At 48.3% G+C, this 22,512-nt stretch carries 19 protein-coding genes; 5 read left to right on the forward strand and 14 right to left on the reverse strand.

Annotated features, from left to right (window positions below):
- Nucleotides 1–149: 149 nt before the first annotated feature.
- Nucleotides 150–2,039: a propionyl-CoA synthetase gene (locus EHS89_RS15215; protein WP_124927021.1), complete on the forward strand. Its 1,890-nt coding sequence runs from the start codon at nt 150–152 to the stop codon at nt 2,037–2,039.
- A gap of 116 nt (nt 2,040–2,155) precedes the next feature.
- Here EHS89_RS15215 and EHS89_RS15220 read toward each other — a convergent pair whose 3' ends face one another.
- Both EHS89_RS15220 and EHS89_RS15225 read right to left on the reverse strand, forming a co-directional pair.
- The gene (locus EHS89_RS15220; RefSeq protein ID WP_211340351.1) at nt 2,156–3,010 is read right to left on the reverse strand and encodes an SDR family NAD(P)-dependent oxidoreductase; all 855 of its coding nucleotides are present in this window, start codon (nt 3,008–3,010) and stop codon (nt 2,156–2,158) included.
- Nucleotides 3,011–3,131: 121 nt separating this feature from the next.
- The gene (locus tag EHS89_RS15225; RefSeq protein ID WP_124927023.1) at nt 3,132–6,407 is read right to left on the reverse strand and encodes an EAL domain-containing protein; all 3,276 of its coding nucleotides are present in this window, start codon (nt 6,405–6,407) and stop codon (nt 3,132–3,134) included.
- 383 nt (nt 6,408–6,790) lie between these two features.
- Between EHS89_RS15225 and fahA the strand changes: the two genes are divergently transcribed.
- Nucleotides 6,791–8,101 (forward strand): fumarylacetoacetase, encoded by a 1,311-nt coding sequence (gene fahA / locus EHS89_RS15230; RefSeq protein WP_124927024.1) that lies wholly within the window; start codon nt 6,791–6,793, stop codon nt 8,099–8,101.
- 43 nt (nt 8,102–8,144) lie between these two features.
- On the opposite strand, the gene EHS89_RS15235 is transcribed toward fahA, so the two are convergent.
- The 3 genes from EHS89_RS15235 to EHS89_RS15240 form a co-directional block, all read right to left on the reverse strand.
- Entirely contained in the window at nt 8,145–8,900 is a 756-nt protein-coding gene (locus EHS89_RS15235; protein ID WP_124927025.1) for a YiiX/YebB-like N1pC/P60 family cysteine hydrolase, read from the reverse strand.
- Nucleotides 8,901–8,987: 87 nt separating this feature from the next.
- Nucleotides 8,988–9,158, reverse strand: coding sequence for a hypothetical protein (locus EHS89_RS21150; protein WP_170167519.1), 171 nt, complete (start codon nt 9,156–9,158; stop codon nt 8,988–8,990).
- Nucleotides 9,159–9,190: 32 nt separating this feature from the next.
- Nucleotides 9,191–10,279 (reverse strand): site-2 protease family protein, encoded by a 1,089-nt coding sequence (locus EHS89_RS15240; protein ID WP_124927026.1) that lies wholly within the window; start codon nt 10,277–10,279, stop codon nt 9,191–9,193.
- A gap of 122 nt (nt 10,280–10,401) precedes the next feature.
- Between EHS89_RS15240 and EHS89_RS15245 the strand changes: the two genes are divergently transcribed.
- The gene (locus EHS89_RS15245) at nt 10,402–11,055 is read left to right on the forward strand and encodes a glutathione S-transferase (protein ID WP_124927027.1); all 654 of its coding nucleotides are present in this window, start codon (nt 10,402–10,404) and stop codon (nt 11,053–11,055) included.
- A 56-nt stretch (nt 11,056–11,111) separates the two neighbouring features.
- Here EHS89_RS15245 and umuC read toward each other — a convergent pair whose 3' ends face one another.
- Entirely contained in the window at nt 11,112–12,389 is a 1,278-nt protein-coding gene (gene umuC, locus EHS89_RS15250; RefSeq protein ID WP_276330367.1) for a translesion error-prone DNA polymerase V subunit UmuC, read from the reverse strand.
- A 2-nt stretch (nt 12,390–12,391) separates the two neighbouring features.
- A complete protein-coding gene (gene umuD, locus EHS89_RS15255) occupies nt 12,392–12,826 on the reverse strand; it encodes a translesion error-prone DNA polymerase V autoproteolytic subunit (protein WP_124927028.1) in 435 nt (144 codons plus the stop codon).
- 218 nt (nt 12,827–13,044) lie between these two features.
- Between umuD and EHS89_RS15260 the strand changes: the two genes are divergently transcribed.
- Entirely contained in the window at nt 13,045–13,503 is a 459-nt protein-coding gene (locus EHS89_RS15260; protein ID WP_124927029.1) for an Mpo1 family 2-hydroxy fatty acid dioxygenase, read from the forward strand.
- A 100-nt stretch (nt 13,504–13,603) separates the two neighbouring features.
- Here the strand turns inward: EHS89_RS15260 and EHS89_RS15265 are convergent, their stop codons facing one another.
- The 7 genes from EHS89_RS15265 to EHS89_RS15295 all read right to left on the reverse strand — a co-directional run bounded on the left by EHS89_RS15265 (nt 13,604) and on the right by EHS89_RS15295 (nt 20,429).
- Nucleotides 13,604–14,404 carry an ion transporter gene (locus EHS89_RS15265; RefSeq protein ID WP_124927030.1) on the reverse strand — a complete coding sequence of 267 codons (801 nt, stop codon included), beginning with the start codon at nt 14,402–14,404 and terminating at the stop codon, nt 13,604–13,606.
- 289 nt (nt 14,405–14,693) lie between these two features.
- Nucleotides 14,694–14,942 (reverse strand): acyl carrier protein, encoded by a 249-nt coding sequence (locus EHS89_RS15270; RefSeq protein WP_124927031.1) that lies wholly within the window; start codon nt 14,940–14,942, stop codon nt 14,694–14,696.
- A 45-nt stretch (nt 14,943–14,987) separates the two neighbouring features.
- Nucleotides 14,988–16,148, reverse strand: coding sequence for a dihydrolipoamide acetyltransferase family protein (locus tag EHS89_RS15275; RefSeq protein ID WP_124927032.1), 1,161 nt, complete (start codon nt 16,146–16,148; stop codon nt 14,988–14,990).
- Nucleotides 16,145–17,137 (reverse strand): alpha-ketoacid dehydrogenase subunit beta, encoded by a 993-nt coding sequence (locus EHS89_RS15280; RefSeq protein WP_124927033.1) that lies wholly within the window; start codon nt 17,135–17,137, stop codon nt 16,145–16,147. The genes EHS89_RS15275 and EHS89_RS15280 overlap by 4 nt, the downstream gene beginning before the upstream one ends.
- Nucleotides 17,137–18,126: a pyruvate dehydrogenase (acetyl-transferring) E1 component subunit alpha gene (pdhA, locus tag EHS89_RS15285; RefSeq protein ID WP_124927034.1), complete on the reverse strand. Its 990-nt coding sequence runs from the start codon at nt 18,124–18,126 to the stop codon at nt 17,137–17,139. Before pdhA ends, EHS89_RS15280 begins: the two co-directional genes overlap by 1 nt.
- Nucleotides 18,123–19,880, reverse strand: coding sequence for an acetate--CoA ligase (acsA, locus tag EHS89_RS15290; protein WP_124927035.1), 1,758 nt, complete (start codon nt 19,878–19,880; stop codon nt 18,123–18,125). Before acsA ends, pdhA begins: the two co-directional genes overlap by 4 nt.
- A gap of 333 nt (nt 19,881–20,213) precedes the next feature.
- On the reverse strand, nt 20,214–20,429 hold the full coding sequence (locus tag EHS89_RS15295) for a dodecin (protein WP_124927036.1): 216 nt from the start codon (nt 20,427–20,429) through the stop codon (nt 20,214–20,216).
- A gap of 300 nt (nt 20,430–20,729) precedes the next feature.
- Here EHS89_RS15295 and EHS89_RS15300 point away from each other — a divergent pair, with 300 nt between their 5' ends.
- Complete coding sequence (locus EHS89_RS15300) at nt 20,730–22,190, forward strand: two-component system sensor histidine kinase NtrB (protein WP_124927037.1); 1,461 nt, start codon at nt 20,730–20,732, stop codon at nt 22,188–22,190.
- Nucleotides 22,191–22,512 lie beyond the last annotated feature (322 nt).

The following is a 22,512-nucleotide window of genomic DNA, read 5'->3' on the forward strand; positions in this document are numbered from 1 at the left end:
TTTTGTAGTAGTTTAATTGGTGTTTTTCTCAGTTAAAGTAGGGTCTCTTAAGTGGCTGTACCGCAAAACATTAGTAGAACTAAAAATAATTATAAGCGGATGCATCCTGACTGATTCTCATAAAACAGTTACAGCAAAGGGCCAGTGCTATGTCCTATATAGACGAATATAAAAAATCGATCGAAACACCAGAAGCATTCTGGGCTGAAAAAGCCGAAGCGGTTGAGTGGTTCAAGAAGCCTGAAACCATCCTGAGTAAAGATGATAATGGTATCCATCGCTGGTTCGCTGATGGTGAAATGAACACCGCCTACCTGGCACTGGATCACCATGTGAACAGTGGTCGTGGTGATCAGGATGCACTGATCTTTGATTCCCCTGTAACTAATGTTAAGCAACGTTATACCTACACTGAACTGCGCGATGCTGTTGCTAAGTTCGCTGGCGTCCTGAAAAGTCAGGGAGTCGAGAAGGGCGATCGTGTCGTTATCTATATGCCAATGATCGCTGAAGCGGTAATTGCGATGCTGGCTGTGGCTCGCCTTGGTGCTATTCATTCTGTTGTCTTTGGTGGTTTTGCTCCGCAAGAGCTGGCAGTACGTATTGATGATGCTGAACCCAAGGTTATAGTGACAGCGTCTTGCGGTATCGAAATAGCAAAAGTTATTGAGTACAAGCCGTTACTTGATCAGGCGATTGAAAAGTCTGCCCATAAGCCAAGTAGCTGCATCGTGTTCCAACGTGAGCAGGCCGTCGCTTCGATGATTGAAGGTCGTGACCTGGACTGGGCGACAGCTGTAGCAACCGCAGAACCTGCGGACTGCACCCCTGTTAAAGCCACCGATCCTTTATACATTCTTTATACCTCAGGCACCACCGGTAAGCCTAAAGGCGTTGTGCGTGATAATGGTGGCCATGCGGTCGCTCTTAAATACAGTATGAAAGCGATTTACAACATGGATCCGGGTGATGTGTTCTGGGCGGCTTCTGATGTTGGCTGGGTGGTGGGGCACTCGTATATTGTTTACGGCCCGTTGCTAGCGGGTTGTACAACCGTTGTTTACGAAGGAAAGCCGATCCGTACTCCGGATGCAGGTGCTTTCTGGCGTGTCTGTGCTGAATATGGTGCTAAAGCTCTGTTTGCCGCACCAACAGCTTTCCGGGCCATTAAGAAGGAAGATCCAGATTCCGAGCTGCTTAAACAGTATGACCTGAGCAAGCTTGAAACCGTCTTCATGGCAGGTGAACGCCTTGATCCGCCTACTTATCACTGGACGAAAGATACTCTGGGTAAGCCGGTTATCGATCACTGGTGGCAGACCGAAACCGGTTGGGCGATCTGTGGCAACCTGACGGGAGTTGAGACCCTTGAGCCGAAGCCAGGTTCATCTACTGTTCCTGTGACGGGCTTCAATGTCCAGATACTGGACCATGAAGGTAATGAGTTACCCAATGGTGAGCAGGGCAATATCGTACTTAAACTACCGTTGCCACCAAGCTGTCTGCCGACTGTATGGGGTGATTTTGAGCGCTTCCGTACTGGTTATCTGTCTGAATTCCCGGGTTATTACAGTTCCGGTGATGGTGGCTATAAAGATGAAGATGGCTACGTATTTATTATGGGCCGTACCGATGATGTTATTAACGTTGCTGGTCATCGTCTTTCTACCGGCGAGATGGAAGAGATTGTTGCTGATCATCCGGCCGTTGCAGAATGTGCTGTTATCGGTATCAATGATCCACTCAAAGGCCAGCAGCCGGTCGGTCTGGTATTGCTGAAGAACGGTGTCGAGTTAGAAGAAGCTGAACTTGAAGCTGAGCTGGTGGCCATGGTACGTAAAGAGATCGGTGCTGTGGCGTGCTTTAAGCGTGCTGTTGTGGTGCAGCGCCTGCCTAAAACCCGTTCAGGCAAAATTCTACGTAAGCTGTTACGTCAGATAGCTGATGGTAAAGATTACACCGTACCATCAACTATTGATGACCCTGCATCTCTGCCTGAAATTCAGGAGATTATGGGCCGCAATGGCTTGGTTAGTTAAAACGCTATCCCTTTGCCAGCAGCAGGATTTGCTGGTTTAGCTATTACCCTAGCTTTTTAGGCAGCCCTTTGGCTGCCTTTTTTTGTTTAACGTATTACAGGTTTATTAGGGCAGGATTATTTATGTTCCGACCTGGAAACTTTAAGTAATATCAGATCAAGCAACCGGGTAGGCAGTATGCGCCTCAGATAACCAAATAGGTAAGTTGGAAAGGTCACGTAATAACGGGGTTTAGGCCGTTTACTTTCTAGCGCATGCAGTACTTTTTTCAAAACTGACTCAGGGCCCAGAGTGAAGATATCATCGCTGTCCTGATCGTTAGCCAGGCGCGCCTCTACTTTTTCATAGGTTGAGCGAAACGGGCTGGCTTTAATATCGATATTGTCCTGAAAGGCTTTGAATGCGTTGACTCTGAACTTGCTGGTAACAGGGCCCGGCTCAATGAGAGAAACATAAATACCAGTACCGTCCAACTCCTGTCGAAGGGTATCAGTGTAGCCTTCAAGCGCGAATTTACTGGTATTGTAGGCGCCGCGAAAACGAAGTGTTATCAGCCCCAGTACCGAACTATTCTGGATAATACGGCCATAGCCCTGGTGGCGCATAAGCGGTAGTACAGCACAGGTCAGTTCGTGCCAGCCTAACAGATTGGTTTCCAGTTGTTGTCTTAAAACATTGCGACTCAGGTCTTCGATAGCGCCAGGCTGACCGTATGCGCCGTTATTAAACAGGCCATAGAGCTCACCGGCTGAAGCATGTTCAATCTCTCGTTTAACCCAGGCCATCGCCTGTTGAATTGATTCAGAACTATCCAGATCAAGTTGAGCTGCGTTAAGGCCTTGCTGTTGCAGGACCTCAACATCTGCCTGTTTGCGGGCGGTGGCTAAAACGTTATAGCCACGCTGCTGTAAGCCTAAGGCTACATGCTGCCCAATGCCGCTGGAACAGCCGGTGATAAGTACCGTCTTCATCTGCTTACCTCTGATAACTAAGCTGCAGATAGTACGATTATCACCGGTGGTAGGCTAGGGAATCAGCGAATAAGTCCAAGACTTTCTCAGTGGACAGTAAATTGACTTATTCACTGGTTCCCTAATGCTGCTGCAATAAGTTGAGAAAGGTATTCTCTTCTACACCTTTACTGAATAAGAAGCCCTGGGCAAAATTGCAACCTTCTTCGATAAGAAATTCACGTTGCAACTCGGTTTCCATTCCTTCGGCCATAACCTCAAGGCCGAGGCTGCCCGCCAGTGCAATAATTGAGCGGGAGATCGCCTGATCATCTTTATCTTCAGGGATATCACTAATAAACGAACGATCGATTTTAAGACGATTCAGGGGGAGGGCTTTAAGATAACTCAGCGAAGAGTAGCCGGTACCAAAATCATCAATGGCCAGATGAATACCCATCTCTCTCAGCTGCTTTAACTCGTAGCTGGCTCGGCCGGGATTGCTAAGAATGACGCTTTCGGTTACCTCCAGCTCTATCATTTCGCTATCGCAGTTATGGCGCTTAAGTATCTCTGTTACTTCACTGGCAAGTGAGTTGGAGCCGAAGTGGCGGGCTGAAATGTTGATCGAAATACGGGGTAGTTTATAACCTTGCTTCTGCCAACTGACAATATTGCTACACACTGTATTTAACACCCAGAGATCAATGTCCCGGATCAGACCGCTCTTTTCTGCCATGGGGATAAAACGTTCTGGCTCTATTAGTCCTAACGAACTGTCCTGCCAGCGGATCAGGGCTTCTGCGCCGACAATTTTATTGGTACGCAGGTCTATCTGCGGCTGGTAGTGCAGCACAAACTGTTCCTGCTCTATCGCATTGCGCAGTGCGCTTATCATCAGTACCCGTTCAAATGCCTGATCGGTCATATCCTGGGTATAGAAGTCGTAACGATTCTTACCTGAGGCTTTAGCCCGATACATAGCGGTATCAGCGTTACGAATTAACGCTTCTGATGTGTCAGCATCTTCGGGAAAAAGGCTGATGCCGATACTCAGGCTAACATGAAAGCGTTGTTGCTCTATCTGTACCGGCTCCTTAAATGCATCCAGCAGGTTTTGCGCAACAATGGCTGCGTCTTCTGGGCGATTCAGATCAGTGCTGATCACGGTAAACTCATCTCCGCCAAGCCGGGCGATAGTATCGCTGTCCCGAACTTGTTCTCGAAGTCTCAGGGATACCTGTTGTAACAAGCGGTCTCCCAGATTGTGACCAAAGCTATCATTAATCTCTTTAAATTCGTCCAGATCAATAAACAGCAGTGCAACGCCGCTATTATTTCGCTTCGCGGCCCTCAGAGCCTGATTTAGCCGGTCAGTAAAGAGTAAGCGGTTAGGTAGCTGAGTGAGTGGATCGTGGTGGGCCAGGTGATCCAGGCTTTTTTCTTTTTCGCGCAGGGCTTTTTGTATATCTATGTGATCGGTTATATCCCGACTGGATTCGACTATGCCGGTAATTTCACCATCGGAGTCATATAACGGACTGGCCATTAACTCAAACGTTCGCTGCTCACCGGCTTTATTTTTATGTTCATGAATAATCCTTGTAGAGCGACGGGTTTGGGATACTTCATCGAGTGGACATTGTACGCCTACTCTATTGCAAGGCATTGAGCAGGCATGGACTGATTCGTAGCAGCGTTTATTGCCTTCAGACTTGCCCTCAAAGTAGTAGTCGATTGCCGCCCGGTTTGCCTTAATAACCTGATGATCTGTGTTTATCACCATCACCGGATCGCCAATGCAATCGATAACGCTCTGTAAGAACTGGCTCTCTTCCTTCGAGCGCAGTTCGGCCCGCTTTCTTTCTGTGATATCCCGGACGGTCGAGATAATCAATTCCCGGCCGTTTATTTCCAGCATGGTTGAGCTTATCTCAACCGGAATATCTTTCTGCGTACGAGTACGATGAGTGGCTTCAAAAACTATGCCCTCATTGCTTTTTCGGATCTCTTCTCTTTTGCTATGCCACTGCTCAATAGTCGGAATTAGGTCGTTAAAATCCATTACCTGCATCTGTAGTAACTCTTCCCGGGAATAACCCAGGTAGCGACAGGTTTCCTGATTCATATCCAGTACCTGAGCGCTTTGTGCATCCAGTACCAGCAGGGCATCATTACTGCTATCGATCAGTTGTCTGAATACCCGCAATTGAGAGTCCAGCTGACGTTGCTCTGTCAGGTTGGTCAGTAAGCAGTGGGTCTGAATGAAGTTACCTTTATCATCCCTGACTATCTGACCGTCGAACTGGATTTCAATTTCGTTTCCGGCTTTGGTATTCAGGCGATAGATTGCGTCTGATATTTTTCCGGTAGTTTTAAAGAGATTAAAGCATTTATCAAAACGGTCGGCGTCGCCGTCGCTCAGAATCGCTTTAAAGGATGACCCTATGATTTCTGCACTCTGATAGCCCAACAGCTCTCGCCAGCAGGCATTAACTTCAACAAAATGTCCCTGACTATCCAGTGACTGGTAAGCAAGAGGGGAGTTTTCAAAGTAACCCCGATAATGGGTTACCTTATACCGGCTGTTCTGCAGTTGTTGGTTCAGGCTTTCTATCGCATCCCGCATCAGGCCAATAAAATGAGACTGCATCCGGTCTATCATATTCTGTCGGGTTAGCAGGCCTATGATCTGCTCCTGACTGTTGGTTACTGTGAGCCGTCGGATATGCTGTTCCTGCATCAGCCTTCTGGCCTCCAGCAACGAGGCATCGACGACAATGCTGGTGACCGGGGAGCTCATGTAATCGCCGGCCTGACTCGTTTCCAGGTCTACCTTATCATCCAGAAGCCGTACCAGATCCCGTTCACTGAGTATGCCTTCAGCGCACGATTCGCTGCCGATAATTACACAGCTTATTTTACACTCATTCATGAGTTTAAATGCTTTAGCGAGGCTGCTGTCTGAGGTGATAAAAATAACAGTCTTTTCCATGACCGATTCGACTGACTTGGCCTCAGCCAGATATTCAAACCCCAGGTTTTGAACAAAATCAGTTTCAGTAACAATACCGTACATACCGCCTGTTTGGTCGGTAACCACTATGTGTCGAAGCTGCTCTTGCTGCATCAGTTCATAGGCTTGCTCAAACTCAAAGTTGTATGGCAGGGTTTTTACCGGCGCAGTCATTATCTGTTCTGCGCAGAGGCTTGTGAGCTTCTGACCCGATTGAGCGACCAGACGAACAATATCTCTTTCCGTAATAATGCCAATAGGGATGTTTTGCTCAACGATAACCATTGAGCTGACTTTAGCGCTGCGCATGCGCTGTAAAATAGCCGGAACTGAGTCGGTCGGCTGGGCGTTTAGCACATCGACGTTACATATTTTATCGAGCGTGACCAGAGAGTACTGCATTCTCACTATATCCGTTAGTTCATCTAATGCTTGTGGCACGTATTTATTGCATTTTGAATACTGAAAAATACCATAATTCCCAACAGATAGTAGGCGTTTGTCATTTAATCAAAGCGTTATTGATATGCGTTAAAATTATTATTTACTAATTGGAATTAATATATTTAGTATTATCGAATTGAAGATAGTCGGAGTTCTAGTAATCTAGCACTTTAATAGCGTTTTAATTGGCACTATCCAAATCCTGATACTGTTGTACATTATCCCTAATATTGCTGTTGCAGCATGATTGCCACAACGCAGTTTCATCGTATTGCTGACAACCGGATAAAGAGCCAATAAGACCTGCATATAATAAAGAACATAAAAACAGAGATTTAACTATGCCTGCACTGAATGAAACCCATGACCTGAAGCTACGGAGCTGGGTGAGCTCTGCTAATGCTACCGATACTGATTTCACAATCCAGAATCTGCCGTTTGCTGAGTTTCGGCGTAAGAATAGTGACGAAGCATTCCGCGGCGGCGTGGCTATTGGTGATCAGGTTGTGGACCTGGCGGCGGCTCAGGGGCTTTTTAATGGCGAAGCTGCGATAGGTGCTGCGGCTTGTGCTGAGCCTACCCTGAACAATTTTATGTCTATGGGGCAGCCTGTATGGTCGGCATTACGGCTGGCTCTGTCCCGGGCGCTGCGTGAGGGAGCTGCAGAGCAAAGCTCCCTGGAGAGCTGTCTTATCCCTCAGGCTGAAGTAGAGTTCAGCCTGCCTTGTACTATTGGTGATTACACCGATTTTTATACCTCTGTGCACCATGCTACACGTGTTGGTAAGTTATTCCGTCCGGATAACCCGCTACTGCCTAACTATAAATGGGTACCGATCGGTTATCACGGCCGTAGCTCTTCTATCGATGTTTCAGGTCAGGAATTCAAACGTCCTTGCGGTCAGACGAAAGCACCGGATGCCGCTGAGCCAAGCTTTGGCCCTTGTAAGCGCCTGGATTACGAGCTGGAGGTGGGCATCTACATAGGTAAAGGTAACGATCTCGGGACGCCAATTATACTGGATGACAGTGATGAGCATGTGTTTGGCCTGTGCCTGTTTAATGACTGGTCTGCCCGTGATATTCAGGCATGGGAGTATCAGCCATTGGGGCCATTTCTGGCGAAAAACTTTGCCTCAACTGTATCGCCCTGGATAATCACTACTGAAGCACTGGCGCCGTATCGTGCTGAGTTCAGCCGTGATCCTGCAGATCCTCAGCCAATGCCTTATCTGTCATCAGAGCAGAACAGCGCGGAAGGAGCCCTGGATATTAAGTTAGAAGTACTGTTGCAGACCGAAGCGATGCGTATTCGTAAAGAGGCGCCTGTCAAAGTCTCGCAATCTAACTTTATCCATTCCTACTGGACCGTCGCTCAGATGGTTGCTCATCACACGGTTAATGGCTGTAACATGCGCCCTGGTGACTTCCTGGGGAGCGGAACTCAGTCCGGACCCGAGCATGAAGAGGGTGGGTCTTTGCTGGAGCTGAGCCGTGGCGGTAAAGAGTCTTTTGCTTTGCCTAATGGCGAGCAGCGTACCTTTTTGGAAGATGGCGATGCTGTTGTTATGCGTGGCTGGTGTGAAAAAGAGGGTGTTGCCCGCATCGGCTTCGGCGAAGTGGTCAGTACTGTACTGCCGGCTAATCAATAACAGGCGGTGCAAATAATGGAAAAGGCAGCTCAGGCTGCCTTTTTTATTCTTCGGCGTCACCCCAGCACAGGATGTTCTGATAATCGAAGCCGCCTTCAACCATCGGCTTGATCACTTTAAAGTAGGGCGATACATCAAAGTCACGGGGTGAAAAAAAGGAATGATGCTGACGATAATACCGGGCTGTAATCACGCCGTTCACCTCGGTTTGGGTTACTGAAGGTAAAATTGGGTAGTGTACCGACTGAAAGCCTTCAGCAATAAGGGATGAGCAGATCGCTCGCGTAGGATCGCCGCTTCCCAGTTGGAGCATTTTTTGTCGCCAACTTACCGGTACCGGTGGCGTTGGAAAGAGATAGCGGGCCAGGTCAAAAACATTTTTATGGTCGTATTGATCTCCTAACCGCGCTATCAGGAACTGAATCATTCGGTCTATCTCGGTCTCTGTCAGTCCAATGGGCCGACAGAGCCGGGTGTGCTGATCATAATAATGGCTCAGAGGTACCGCCCGAACCCCATCATTCACATCAGCTTCCATCAGCGTTCTTGCGCTACCGCCGGTATCAGGTGAATCAAGCGCATGGCCGATACAGATAGCCGCGTGTGACCAGGTGGATTGGGTTAGGTACTTGATAGTCGTACTGATCCGGCTAGTACCTTCAACCAGAAGTACATCCCCCTTGCGGATGCAGCTGGCCAGCTTTTCAGGTGAGCTGGTGGCTACGTGTTGCGGCTCATTTCGGGGATCAGAAAGGTAGCGAGCCAGGCGGCTACCTAAGGTTTCGAGAAGCTGAAGCATCGGCAAATCCTGATCGGTTACACTTAAAATCAGTATAACCCAGAGCAGCTATATGCCTTAAAAACCGGAGTGGAGAGGCTGTTTTTGTTATTTCCTGGGCTTCTTTTTAAAGATATTCAGTAGTTTTTGTTTAGGATCGTTTTCTTCCGTTGGAAGCGCTTTTTCAAACCGGCCTTTCATCTCATCCATACGCTTTTCTTTGCGCTTATGCCGGTTTTGATCCCGCTTACTGCTGATATCAACTACCTTATCGCTCATCAATCTGACTCGTTAGTTCGATTATCTATAGTTTAGCTTTGCAGGATTTGTAACGGAAGCCCCAGCAGAGCATCGCCCATGCCGCTGAAATACCAGATAATACCGACCAGCCCCATAACGGTTGCCAGATACCATACGGCAGAAAAAATCTGTCCGTATCGATCCAGAGGCAGGAGCAGGCTGTGATGTCGACCGCGCCATTCAAAGAAAATCTCGATGCTACCGACCAATAACAGAAAGCCCAGTAGTGCCAGACCAAAGGTGTAACTCAGCCAGATACCCGCTGCGATAGCGGTGCCGCATAGAATTAAGCCGGCTAATGAGTGCATAGAGAAGGCGATGCTTTTTAAAATATGACCACCGTCCAATGGCAAAACGGGTAGCAGGTTAAACAGGTTTAACAAAGCGTTGAAGGCGCTTAATCCGGCAAAAAACATTGAGCCGGTGAACCAGTAGGCGATCAGGCTAAGCAGGGACAGTCCCAGGCCAAAGAAGGGGCCCATCAGAGCGATAGTGACATCCTGCCAGCGAGTATTAATACGCTCGTCGCTAAGAGCCAGTCCACCAACAAAGGGGATCAGATATATCCCTTTGGTGCGCAGGCCGAAGTGCTTCATCGCTCTGATATGGCCATATTCATGTATGACCAGGCAGAAAATAAGTGCCAGTGCAAAGGGTAAAGAGAAAAACCAGGAGTAGGCCGCAACACTCGCGCCGGCCATGACCGCTTTGATAACTTTGGCACTTTTCAGCAGTTTCAGGCCCAGTGCGCCAAGCCCGATAATGCTTAACTTTGGTTTGTCCTGCTTTATTGGCGCCTGAGGCACCTGTTGCTCCAGTTGTTCACGACCATGGCCACCGTCCATCACTAGCTGGTCTGCAATAAGAAAGCGATAGCTTATCTGTAGCGGGTGCCATTCTATCTCTGTTTCCAGGCGGCAGGGAATGGCTTCTCCCTGTTCATTCTGCAGCTCAAAACTATGCTCGCTGGAACCGTTGAAATCTTCGACCGCGTCCCGACGGGATACCGGTGTGTTATTCCAGAATAACAACTGCCAGCCGGCCATTGAACCTTCCAGGCGCAAGCTGTGTCCCTGACAATCCAGATTAAGTAATTCCACTGCCATTCCTAAATGTTGTCTGTATGGCGCGCATAGTTGCATAAGTAAGTGGCGGAGAAAAGTGACTTCTACAGATAAACCGGTACACTTTGCCCGATTAATGCTTTTGGATTATTTCTGTTATGACTCGTCATCTTCCGATACTTTACTCTTTTCGTCGCTGCCCTTATGCCATGCGAGCGCGTCTTGCTATTGCAGGCAGTGGTCTTCAGGTTGAATTGCGTGAAGTGGTGCTCAAAGATAAGCCGGCAGCGATGCTTGAGGCTTCACCTAAAGGCACGGTGCCGGTATTAATTCGGCCTGAAGGCAGGGTAATTGATGAAAGCCGGGATATTATGCGCTGGGCGCTGCGCAGTAATGATCCCCATAACTGGCTGGCTGCTGATAATCCGGATCTGTTATGGCAAATCGAAGGGCTGATACAGGAGAATGATTTTGTTTTTAAGCAACATCTGGATCGCTATAAATATGCAGATCGCCATCCCGGTCACCCGCAAAGTTACTACCGTGAACAGTGTGAGGTGACATTGGTAAAGCTAGAGCGCCTATTGCAGCAATCAGCCTTTCTGAGTGGTGATAGTGAAAGTCTGGCGGATATTGCGATATTCCCCTTTATTCGGCAATTTGCTCATGTAGACCGTGACTGGTTTTATTCAGCACCGTATCCAAAATTGCAGCGCTGGCTGGATTATTATATTGAGTCTGAATTATTCAGTCAGATTATGCGCAAATATAGCCCCTGGAAAGACAGTGATACTCCGGTTGTATTTCCTTAATTTAATTAATTATATACATTATAATTAACTATTAAATAGTTGATCTTATTGTTCTTTTATATTCTCGCTATAGGTAGCTGATCCCAGCGGGTTGTATAGGCGGGTGACAGGTGATTACGCTGCATCTGCCAGCCGCTCCCCAGCATCTCACCGGCAAATCGAAGTTGACCGCGACCACTGTTATTAATCAGATCCATCGTTTGCATTAGCCGTTTAGCTGACACTGATTCTGTATGATCAAACAGCGTTGGCTGAAAGCAGCCCGGTTGATACAGATCGGATAAGACGATACCTGCTTTCATATATCGGTAATCAGGCTTCCATAAGGTTTTTAACAACTGCAGGGCGGTCTGACACAGCAGACGTGAATCAGCGCTGGGAACGGGCAGCAGTCGACAGGCGTTATTACTGTAAAAAGGATCAGACTGGCTGTGTGGGTTGGTACGGATAAAGACGCTGACAAGTCGTGCAAGACCGTCTTGCTCCCGAAGCTTTTCTGCCGCCCGGGCGCAGTATTGCGTGATAGCCGAGTGCATATCCTGATATCGGGTTATACGTTTAGAAAATGAGCGGCTGCAGAGTATTTGTTGTCGGGGCGGGGGCTGCTGATCAAACTCCAGACAGGATAAGCCGTTTAGTTCCCGTACGGTACGCTCTAATGTGACCGAATAATGATTGCGAATCCAGGCCGGATCACAATCAGCCAGTTCCAGAGCGGTATTAATTCCCTGTAGCTGTAAACGCTGAGCAATACGTCGTCCCACTCCCCAGACCTCGCGTACCGGCAGCAGTTTAAGTAGTCGTCGCTGTCGCTGTCGATCACTCAGATCAACCACCCCCTGGGTGGCCGGGTATTGTTTAGCGCCATGGTTCGCCAGCTTTGCCAGGGTTTTTGTTGGGGCAATACCCACGCAGACCTGAATACCACTATCCTGCTGTACTCGTCGCCTGATTCGGATTCCGTAGTCCGTCAGGGAGTGGTGTGTAGACAGGCCCGAGAGATCAAGAAAAGCTTCATCGATCGAGTAAACTTCAATCGAGGGGGCTTCCTGCTCCAGAATCGTCATTACCCGGGCAGAGATATCGCCATACAGTGCATAGTTAGAGGAAAAGACAGCGATGTTTTCCCGATCGATTATCTCCTGTACCTGATGCAGGGGCACCGCCATCTTGATATTCAGTTTCTTGGCCTCAGCACTACGCGCCACGATACAGCCGTCATTATTAGATAGCACTACGATAGGGCGGTCTTTCAGGTCCGGGCGAAACAGGCGCTCACAGCTGGCATAAAAATTATTACAGTCCACCAAGGCATACAGAGGAGAGGTGGGCATCGTCAACGCCGGCTCAGTGAGTGAATAACCGTAGTGACTACGCCAAACAACTCCAGCGTCATTCCCTCATCAATACTGATGGGAGGATATGCCGGATTATGGGCGACTAATTTCATTGCCGGTCGGGTACAGAGCTCTTTCACGGTAAATTCACCGTCAATACAGGCGATAACAATATCTCCGTGGCTGGGCTTTAGTGCCCGGTCTACCACCAGGATATCGCCTGAAAAGATACCAACCTGCAGCATAGAGCTTCCTTCGGCCCGAACAAAATAGGTCGCTGCCGGATGCTGGATACAGAGTTCGTTAAGATCCAGCGTACGCTCGATATAGTCCTGTGCAGGCGAAGGGAAGCCTGCAGCAACACATGACTGAAACAGCGGCGGTGCTATTTGAAAGGGAGGGCGCAGGTAGCGTCCGATAATTGAGAGCTGCATAGAAAAATCGCTATACTGTATATATATACAGTATATTAGTTTTGTTTGATGTCGATGTAAAGCGGACCTGCTTACAAAACCGGCGTGTATTAATAGTACATAATACATATTATAGTTTTTATGTGAGTGCAAATGCTATTAAAAACAAGCGGCAGGGTTAATGTAGTTATGCGGTTGATCGCTATATTAGAGATCAAAGCATAAAAGGATCTGACAGAATGCCCACTAAACATCTGCAGCAGCTATTAGATGAGTACGGGAAAAACCATCAGCACCCGATTAATAAGCTAATACACTGGATCATGGTACCGCTGATATTTATTGCGATTACAGCGCTGCTCTGGACTGTCTCGCTTAGCCCGGGTATCAATGCTGCAATAGTGCTAAGTATACCGATAGCCCTTTATTACCTGACTTTATCTCCGAAGCTGGGAATAGGAATGATGCTGTTTAATGCATTTTGTCTGACGCTCTGTTATCTGGCGGAAAAGCATATAGAGATGCCTCTCTGGCAAGTGGCATTGATGATATTTATACCCGCATGGATAGGGCAGTTTATTGGGCATTATATTGAAGGGAGAAAACCCTCGTTTTTGAAAGATCTGCAGTTTCTATTGATTGGTCCCGCCTGGCTCATGGCCACCCTGTATCAGCGATTTAGCATAAGCGAAGAGTAGGGACGAAGAAGGTAAAAGAAACCCTGAAAAGAGGGGAAGCTAGCTTCCCCTAGAATAGAAATACAGCCTAAAAGGCCCTATTAGTAAAATCTATTACAGCTTAATTAGATTTCTTAATAAGCTCTTTTAACTCCATGATTTCATTGTGCAATGTTTCTATGGTTGGCGTGCCTTCTTCAAGCGCTTTAGCCCGTTCTTCATCCGCATGCTCGCCCTCCATTACACTTACAACAATGCCGATAACCATATTCAGAAAAGCAAAGGTTGTCAGGAAAATGAAGGTCAGATAGAACAGCCAGCTAAATGGATACACGGCCATGGTTTCATACATAACATCGGTCCAGTCTTCAAATGTCATCACCCGGAACAGGGTTAGCATTGCGATGCTGATATCACCCCAGAGCACCTCATTAATCTGACCAAAAAACGAAGCACCAACCGCGGCATAGATATAGAAAATAATAAACATCAGCAAGATCACATAGCCGAGCTGAGGCAGCGCCTTAATCAGAGAGTTAAGCAGTAAACGTAACTCAGGAATGATAGAGACCATACGCAATACCCGGAAAATACGGATAAGACGCCCGATTAACGCCATCTCACTATCTTCAACTGGTATCAGGCTAATAACAACAATCAGGGTATCAAACAGGTTCCAGGCATTGGCAAAAAAGCGCTTCTTCTCTGGCTCACCAATAAAGCGCACGGTTATCTCGGCCAGAAAGAAAAAGGTAATTCCTGTATCAAGCCAGCCAATCAGCATTAGTACGTCAGCGGGTATGTCGTAAGTCTTGGCGCCGATAACCAGTGCAGAGAAAATAATGATAGAGACAACAAAGAGCTCAAAGAACTTATTGTTACGTAGATTAAAGAAAGCAGACTGAAGTTTTATATTGTTCATAATTCGTAGAGTTCAGGTTTTGAAAAACGAACGCCACTTTACTGTGCTTTTATGTGATTGTGTAGCGAAAGAGGGTATTGGCGGTGCTGAAACTCAGGCGATCTATCCTAGAATGAGTTCAGAAGCCTGCGAACAGGCTATATTTGTGCTCTACAGGCTTGGAGTACTCAAGCGGCGTATTGCTTGCGGATGCAAGATGAAATTTGCCATTCATAGCCCATGGCGCTGAATCAGGACTTGTTTATAGGCTTCTCTGATCGTGGTTTCCGGCCTCAGATGTACGATCGCTTTATTCCTGTAGCTTATTATCCAGATAGTTAAGCAAATTATTAATACTGTTAAGCAGGTGGTGGTCGGTATCAGGGATAGAGATTCCCAACCGCTTACCCAGAGCAACCGTCAGAATCATAAAATCCATAGAGTCGATATCCAGCTCTTCACGAAGATCTTCATCGATATCAACCATATCGGGCTCGATCTCCGGTGCTATGTTGGCTATCTCCTGGAATATAAACTGTTGTAGCTCAGAGCGATTCATAAGGATTCCCTATATATCCGGTTAAAAATTAGTGCTTCATACTCTCTATAAACATTCTGGTTGCTGTAAAAGCTTGTTAATAGAGCGCAGAAGCTTTGCCCCCTGTCGACCATCGCTGACCCGATGGTCTGCCGCCAGCGAGATATTAACCAGTAACCTGGCTTGCACAGTATTATCGATCACCCAGGGCCGTAACTCAGGTTTACCAAGGCCGATGATGGCTACCTGTGGCGGATAGATTACGCCAAACACTGTTTCGACACCCCGCTCACCCATACCAGAGACAGTGATGCCTGCATCGCTCATTTCGGAACTACGCAGGCCGCCGCGTCGCACCCGTAAGGTCAGATCGCGCATTTTGTCCATCATTTCAGGCAGAGTAAGCTGGTCTGCATATCTGATTGCCGGGGTGATCAGGCCGCCACCACGCAGGGATATTGCGGTAGCCAGATGAATATCAGGCGAGGGTTGAAAATGATTCTCGATGTAGAAACCATTGAATTCAGGATTATCACGCAAAGCCACCGCAACCGCTTTATGCAGTAGTACGGTGATCAATAGTTGCTGATCGGGCTCTTGCTCAAGGTTAAACGCCGCCAGCCACTGTGACGCCGCTTGCAGATCGATGGTGGTTGCAAGGTAATAATGCGGGATTTCACGGTTCGAACGGGTCATGGCGGCATCGATAGCCTGACGCATAGCGGATCTATCGGGTGGTTTTGGTACAGCAGCGCCGGGGTCACTACCTGCGATAGCGGCATTAACATCGACGGCGATGATCGCCCCGTCAGGCCCGCTACCTTGCAGGTCTTGTAATGGAATAGCTGCATTTTCAGCCAGACGACGAGCCAGGGGGGATGCCTTTACTCTATCCTGAGAACGTTGCAGCGCTGGCGTTGATACTGCTGTTTTGTCAGAGGTATGCTGCGGCGCTGGTTCTGATGCAGATGCGCCAGAAGCAGGGGCCGATGCTCCATCGTCAATATCAGCGATCGGCATACCGACTTTGACCCTTGTGCCGGGCTCAACCAAAAGAGCACGGACAGTACCGGATTGAAACACTTCCATATCAATCGCGCCTTTATGGGTCTCAATAACTGCAACAATATCTCCCTTGCTGACCGGGTCGCCTTGCTTAACCAGCCATTCCTGCAATAAACCGCTGTCCATGTCGGCGCCAAAGGAGGGCATTGTCAGTTCGCTCATGCTAGCCCCGCCAACTGCTTTGCCGCATTAACAATGTCTTCCGGTTGAGGCAGTACCGCTTGCTCCAGATGCTCCGGATAGGGAATCGGCACTTCTTTACTGCAAACCCTTACCACCGGCGCGTCCAATTCCCAGAACGCCTGCTCCATGATGATGGCGCTGATCTCTCCGGCCAGTGAACCGGTGCGCCAGCCCTCATCGATAATAACCACTCTGTGAGTGCGTGCGACACTAGCGACTATCGCTGTGGTATCCAATGGGCGCAGGCAACGCAGATCAAGAACTTCAGCATCAATGCCTGATTGTGACAGCTGTTCGGCGGCTTGCAGCACCTTGGGTAATGAGCCGCCATAAGTGATCAGGGTAAGATCATTGCCGGAGCGACGTAGGGTGGCTTTATCCATCGGCAGGCGATCACTTTCGACAGGTGGCGGCGCTAATTCGTTGTACAGCATTACGTGCTCAAAAATTACCACCGGGTCGGGATCTTCCAGTGCCAGCGCAAGCATGTAACGGGCATCAGCTATCGTCGCCGGCGCCAGCACTTTAAGTCCGGGCACGTGAGCATACCAGCACTCCAGACTATGAGAATGCTGCGCTGCCAGTTGCTTGCCTGCCCCGGTCGCCATGCGAATAACCAGTGGCACGCTGAACTGCCCACCGGACATATGGCGAATTGTTGCGGCATTATTGACGATCTGATCCAGTGCCAGCAGGCTAAAATTGACGGTCATGACTTCTACTATTGGGCGCATCCCGCCAAGAGCCGCGCCAACCCCGGCGCCAACAAAACCAGACTCCGATAGGGGAGTGTCACGCACCCGCTGCTCGCCGAATTCATCGAGCAAGCCTTTGGAGACCGCATAACAACCACCATAGTGCCCGACATCCTCTCCCATCAGGAATACCCGGGAGTCTGACCGTAGCGCTTCCTGCAACGCCAGGCGAACCGCCTCGCGATAACTGATAGTTTCTGTATCGGCTGCCATTATGAGCTACCTCCCGTATAAACATCCCGGGTGAGTGTGGCGACCTTTTCAAAATCGGCGTTTTCGGCAGTAACGACCGCAGCCTCGACTTCGTCTTCCACCACCTGCTCAATCTCCGCTAGCTCAGGATCCTGTAGTTGGTGGTAATCCCGCAGCCAGTTAGTAAGCTGAACAATAGGGCCCTTCTCACGCCAGGTTTCGATCTCCGCTTTATCCCGGTAAAGCTGGCTATCGAACATCGAATGCGCCCGGAAACGATAAGTACGGCATTCAAGAAAGAACGGCCCTCCAGCGGTTCGAATTGAAGTACAGGCGTTACGTGCAGCTTCCTCAACGGCAACTACATTCATGCCGTCGACAGCTAGTGAGGGAATCTTATAGCCCTCGGCCTTACGGTAAATATCCTGTTCAGATTCAGACAGACTTAGTGCGGTACCCATGGCATACAGATTGTTTTCGCAGATAAACAGCACCGGTAACTTCCATAGGGCCGCAAGGTTAAGACTTTCGTGAAACTCGCCCTCAGCAGCAGCGCCTTCACCAAAAAAACAAGCGGTGATACGATTGCGTTGTTGCATCTTATCCGCCAAAGCCAGACCCACTGCCAGCGGCAGGCCGCCAGCAACAATTGCGTTGCCGCCATAGAAGCGTTTCGAGTTATCGAACAGATGCATCGAACCTCCACGACCACCACTGCAGCCGGATTGCTTACCGTACATCTCTGCCATCACCGCAGCCATAGATAAGCCACGGGCCAGCGCATGGCCGTGTTCCCGGTAGGTGCAGAGCAGGGCGTCTTCTGGCTCCAATGCCTGATTGCAACCTACTGCAATCGCTTCTTCACCAATATACAGATGAAGAAAACCGCGAATTTTTTGTTGGGTGTAAAGTTCAGCGCAGCGCTCTTCAAAGCGCCGGATGCGGATCATCTCTTGCAGTAACTTAATCAGGTGCGAACGATTGATATGAGGCTTATCAGGTTGTGTCATTTCTCATCACTCTCCAATGTCGAAATATCACCTTCGGGCAAGCCGAGCTCACGGGCTTTGAGCAAGCGGCGCATGATTTTACCGCTGCGGGTTTTTGGCAGATTATTGCGGAAATCAATCTCCTTCGGCGCGATAGCGCTGCCCAGATGTTTACGGGCATGTCCCAGCAGGGCTTTACGTAGTACGTCATCGGCAGTGAAGCCATCCTTTAGCGCGACAAAAGCTTTGATAACTTCCCCGGCAACCGGGTCCGGCTTACCGATGACGGCAGCCTCTACGACGGCAGGGTGTTGCAGTAAAATGCTTTCAACTTCGAAAGGCCCTATTAGGTGACCGGCAGTTTTAATAACGTCATCGCTACGACCAATAAACCAGTAATAGCCATCTTCATCCCGGCAGGCCAGATCGCCACTGAGATACCAGCCGTCACAGAAGCAGGCGTTATAACGTGCCTCAGCATTAAGGTAGGTCCTGAACATTGAGGGCCAGCCAGATTTAAGTGCCAACTCGCCAACCTCATCATGTGTGTCGATAAAGCTCAATCCTTGCGTGTTGCGTGTGACGATTGCGGCAGTAATGCCGGGTAGAGGACGTCCCATTGAGCCGGGCTTAACCGTTTCAGCAGCAAAGTTAGCCAGCATGATGCCGCCGGTCTCGGTCTGCCACCAGTTGTCATGGAAGGGTTGACCGAATACCCGTTGTCCCCATAGCACGGCTTCTGGATTAAGCGGTTCACCAACACTGGCCATAAAGCGTAGGTTAGAAAGGTCATATTTACCGACCAGATCATCACCGGCTTTCATTAACATTCGAATAGCGGTGGGGGCGGTATACCAGACACTGACCTGCTGTTGCTCGAGCACTTTATACCAGTGCGTTGCATCAAATTCAGCTTCATCAATGATCATAGTCAGACCAATACTGAGTGGTGCGATAATGCCGTACGAGGTACCGGTAACCCAGCCAGGATCCGCGGTGCACCAATAGATATCCTCCGGATGAAGATCCAGGGCGAAGTGTCCGGACAGCGTGTGATAGATGACCGCTTCATGGCAGTGAACCGCCCCCTTCGGCGTGCCCGTTGTGCCACTGGTAAAGTGCAGCAAAGCCATATCTTCGGGCCCGGTAGCGGCAACAGGAAAAGCAGGATCTGCGACGGCCATCAGCTGGGACATATCAGTACAGCCTGAAGGAATATCGGCTGAAGCATCCAGTAGTAAAACATGTTCAAGTCCCGGCAGATCTTTACGCCAGGGCATCACTTTTTTACGATAAAGACGTTCTGTCGTTACTAATACCCGGGCATCGCCTAATTCCATACGAGATCGAATGGGTTGTGGTCCGAAAGCTGAAAACAAAGGAGAGAATACACAGCCGCACTTAAGGCTACCAAGCAAGGCGATATACAGGGCTGGTGTACGCCCAGCCAGGCCAAACACACGATCTCCTTTATGCAGACCAAGACTGCTTAACACGCTGGCGAAGCGACTGGTCTGTTCAGCAAGTTGTCGGTATGTGAACTCTTGCTGCGAGCCGGTCTTACCCAGCCAACGAATAGCCACCTTATCGCCAAGCCCGTGAAGTAGGTGGCGATCAACGGCTTCATAAGCGATATTGATGCCACCCTGAGGTAGACCATCAATACATTGATTAGCTAAATCCCAGTCAAAATTGAGATAGTAGTCAGCGTAGTCGGATAAATTGGCAGTCACCAGATCAGGTCGTTGGATCTTATTGATATCCGAAAATCGCATAAAAGAGCGCCTGTAGATCTATTAAAAAGGTTAAAACGGACAATCATCCATTACCGAAGCATAGTTCAGGGCAATCAGGCTGCAATTTGTAACTTTGCTCAGGATCAATAGAACTCATTGAAAAGACGCTTTAAAAGGGTGAAGGAGCAGAGCGGTTAAGGACTTATATGCAGTTACATTGAAGCTCGTTGATCAACCAAAATAGCCAGCTCTTCTGTAAGAAGGCGCTATGATTGCCAGTCACTCTTTAGCTTGAAGAGTTTGATTAACTGTTTGTTAGTCGAAAGGAAAGGCGCCCATAGACGCCAGAATGATAGTGTAAAGATTTTGCCATTAGCTATTATCGATACGAAAACCGATTTTTAAAGTCACCTGAAAGTGGCTGACGCTGCCATTTTCAACATGCCCTCGTGTTTCAGTAACTTCAAACCAGTCAATGTTACGGATTGTCTTGCTGCATTCAGCCAGGGCATTTTTTATTGCTTCATCGGTGCCGACCGGAGATGAGCCAACCATTTCAATTTTTTTATAGGTATGATGATCAGACATAGCATAACTTCCTTTTCAAAACAGACAGTAATAAGGGTAGTCGAGAAATCTGATGAATCGATCAGTTTCTCTGTCTGAAACCGCTTTGCCGATTTTTACCGCTCAAATCAGGGTTAAGCAGGCTTTTTTTAAGATTCGTTGTAACAGCCGTGAAATCAGCTGTAATTCCGATAGAATAGGGAATAAATAGATTCAGGCTTATGGTCTGGCTTTGTAGTATGAGATTTATCTAATTGTGCTCAAAGGGTTAATCATGCCCAGCGGCGAAGTTGTTATTCATCAGGATTAGTTAATAGAAATATGATTAAAAATACACTGTTTGCACTGATACTCTGCCTGCAAAGCCCCTGGGTTCTCGCCGGCATCGACTGGTTTAAAGATGAAAGCGGTAAGACAAAGTGGCAGCATCTGGCTAACTGGAGTAGCGGCACCTTAATTATTATTTTATCGATTACGGCGGTTTATCTGCTGATCACTAAGCGCCGGGCATACAAGGCTAATCAGGAATTAACGGCGATTCGGAAAGACCTGGAGCTGCGGGTACAGGAACGCACAGCGACCCTTGATGAATCAAACCACAAACTGAAAGAAAGTAATGAACTGCTGGAATCAGAAGTGGCCCAGCATGTCATCACCTCAGACCAGTTACGAACCTCTGAGTCCTATATTAAGGATATCCTTACGTCGATGCCGCTGATGTTGGTCGGCCTGAATAAAGAGGGTCGAGTGACTCAGTGGAACAGAAGGGTCGAGGAGTTATCTGGCGTGCCCTCTGAAAAAGCACTGGGCAAGACTCTTTGGGAAGCCTATCCCACTATGACGGTAGTGCCTGAACATATTCAGCAGGCGATCGAACAGAATAAAACCATCCACCTGAAGCAGAGCCTGCGTAGCTTGTCGCACTTTGATATTACTATCTACCCGTTGCAGGGACCTGAGGCCGGCGTTGTTATTCTGGTTGATGATGTATCAAAGCAAACGACGGCCGAAAACATGCTGATCCATAATGATAAGATGTCTTTCATGGGTGAGCTGGCATCGACCATGGCGCATGATATCAATATCCCTCTGCAGGCGATTCTGATGGACCTGAAGCGGTTCAAGAATATTATGGCTGACAGTAACTCATTGCTGGAGCAGGGCACTGGAAATAAGCAGATTCAGTTACTGGACTCTATCTATAATGATATGTCCGATAAAGGTGATCAGGTTTCAAAGATCATTAATAACCTGCTGACTTTTGCCCGCAGTCGTCACGAAGAGAAGCAGTTAACCAATATTGTTGATGTGGTTGAGCATACCGCTAAGCTGGGTCGAGAGGTTATTTCGGTGTCAGATGGCCTGATGTTTAAGCAGGTTAAGCTTGAATGGAGCATTGAACAAGGCTTGCCGCAAGTGTCTTGCTATATCACGGAACTACAGCAGGTGTTCCTGAGCCTGTTCCGTCATGCCTGCATCGCGATGCAGAAAAAGCTTGATCAGGACGGTTATGAACCGACAATAAAGATTATACTTTCAGAGAGTTACGACAACCTTTGGATCAAAATTCACCACAACGGTGTAGGTTTGACGGCTGATGAACAGATGAATCTGTTCGAGCCATTCTTCAGCAGCGATGAAGATGCAGAAGACTTTGATGCCGGGCAGCACTTATCATTCTCGTATTACATTATTACTGAGCAACACCAGGGGCATATGGCTGTAACCTCTGATGTTGAGCTTGGTTCAACCTTTCATATGCAGTTGCCGTTACAGCACTAATTATTTGATCATGCCAGCCCGGGTCAGGGCTGGCACATTTCAGCTATCAAACGCCTCCTTCCAAGTAGCCTCTTCTTAATTAACAGCTTGCTGCATGCCTAAAGGTAAGTTGGAGTAAATTCCTGACACTCTGTTTGGCTCTGAAGCAGCCTCCTTATTTAAGGGGCTGGAAATCAGGAAAGTAACCCCGATACACATCTGAATAAATTGTCTACTAAACAGCATGCAAACTCATAAAAAATGCCTATAGTTTAGGGTGTGTGTAGCTGCTAAGGATAGCAGCGAAGTATCATGCTGAAATTAAAGGTTTTTGCTGAGGGAT

The organism is Amphritea balenae (genome assembly GCF_003858655.1).
Lineage (GTDB): Bacteria > Pseudomonadota > Gammaproteobacteria > Pseudomonadales > Balneatricaceae > Amphritea > Amphritea balenae.

What these genes read in the sequence shown, in the direction of transcription:
- EHS89_RS15215 (WP_124927021.1), top strand. Translation starts at nt 150, where the DNA reads ATGTCCTATATAGACGAATATAAAAAATCGATCGAAACACCAGAAGCA.
- EHS89_RS15220 (WP_211340351.1), bottom strand. Translation starts at nt 3,010, where the DNA reads ATGAAGACGGTACTTATCACCGGCTGTTCCAGCGGCATTGGGCAGCAT.
- EHS89_RS15225 (WP_124927023.1), bottom strand. Translation starts at nt 6,407, where the DNA reads ATGCAGTACTCTCTGGTCACGCTCGATAAAATATGTAACGTCGATGTG.
- fahA (WP_124927024.1), top strand. Translation starts at nt 6,791, where the DNA reads ATGCCTGCACTGAATGAAACCCATGACCTGAAGCTACGGAGCTGGGTG.
- EHS89_RS15235 (WP_124927025.1), bottom strand. Translation starts at nt 8,900, where the DNA reads ATGCTTCAGCTTCTCGAAACCTTAGGTAGCCGCCTGGCTCGCTACCTT.
- EHS89_RS21150 (WP_170167519.1), bottom strand. Translation starts at nt 9,158, where the DNA reads ATGAGCGATAAGGTAGTTGATATCAGCAGTAAGCGGGATCAAAACCGG.
- EHS89_RS15245 (WP_124927027.1), top strand. Translation starts at nt 10,402, where the DNA reads ATGACTCGTCATCTTCCGATACTTTACTCTTTTCGTCGCTGCCCTTAT.
- umuC (WP_276330367.1), bottom strand. Translation starts at nt 12,389, where the DNA reads ATGCCCACCTCTCCTCTGTATGCCTTGGTGGACTGTAATAATTTTTAT.
- umuD (WP_124927028.1), bottom strand. Translation starts at nt 12,826, where the DNA reads ATGCAGCTCTCAATTATCGGACGCTACCTGCGCCCTCCCTTTCAAATA.
- EHS89_RS15260 (WP_124927029.1), top strand. Translation starts at nt 13,045, where the DNA reads ATGCCCACTAAACATCTGCAGCAGCTATTAGATGAGTACGGGAAAAAC.
- EHS89_RS15265 (WP_124927030.1), bottom strand. Translation starts at nt 14,404, where the DNA reads ATGAACAATATAAAACTTCAGTCTGCTTTCTTTAATCTACGTAACAAT.
- EHS89_RS15270 (WP_124927031.1), bottom strand. Translation starts at nt 14,942, where the DNA reads ATGAATCGCTCTGAGCTACAACAGTTTATATTCCAGGAGATAGCCAAC.
- EHS89_RS15275 (WP_124927032.1), bottom strand. Translation starts at nt 16,148, where the DNA reads ATGAGCGAACTGACAATGCCCTCCTTTGGCGCCGACATGGACAGCGGT.
- EHS89_RS15280 (WP_124927033.1), bottom strand. Translation starts at nt 17,137, where the DNA reads ATGGCAGCCGATACAGAAACTATCAGTTATCGCGAGGCGGTTCGCCTG.
- pdhA (WP_124927034.1), bottom strand. Translation starts at nt 18,126, where the DNA reads ATGACACAACCTGATAAGCCTCATATCAATCGTTCGCACCTGATTAAG.
- acsA (WP_124927035.1), bottom strand. Translation starts at nt 19,880, where the DNA reads ATGCGATTTTCGGATATCAATAAGATCCAACGACCTGATCTGGTGACT.
- EHS89_RS15295 (WP_124927036.1), bottom strand. Translation starts at nt 20,429, where the DNA reads ATGTCTGATCATCATACCTATAAAAAAATTGAAATGGTTGGCTCATCT.
- EHS89_RS15300 (WP_124927037.1), top strand. Translation starts at nt 20,730, where the DNA reads ATGATTAAAAATACACTGTTTGCACTGATACTCTGCCTGCAAAGCCCC.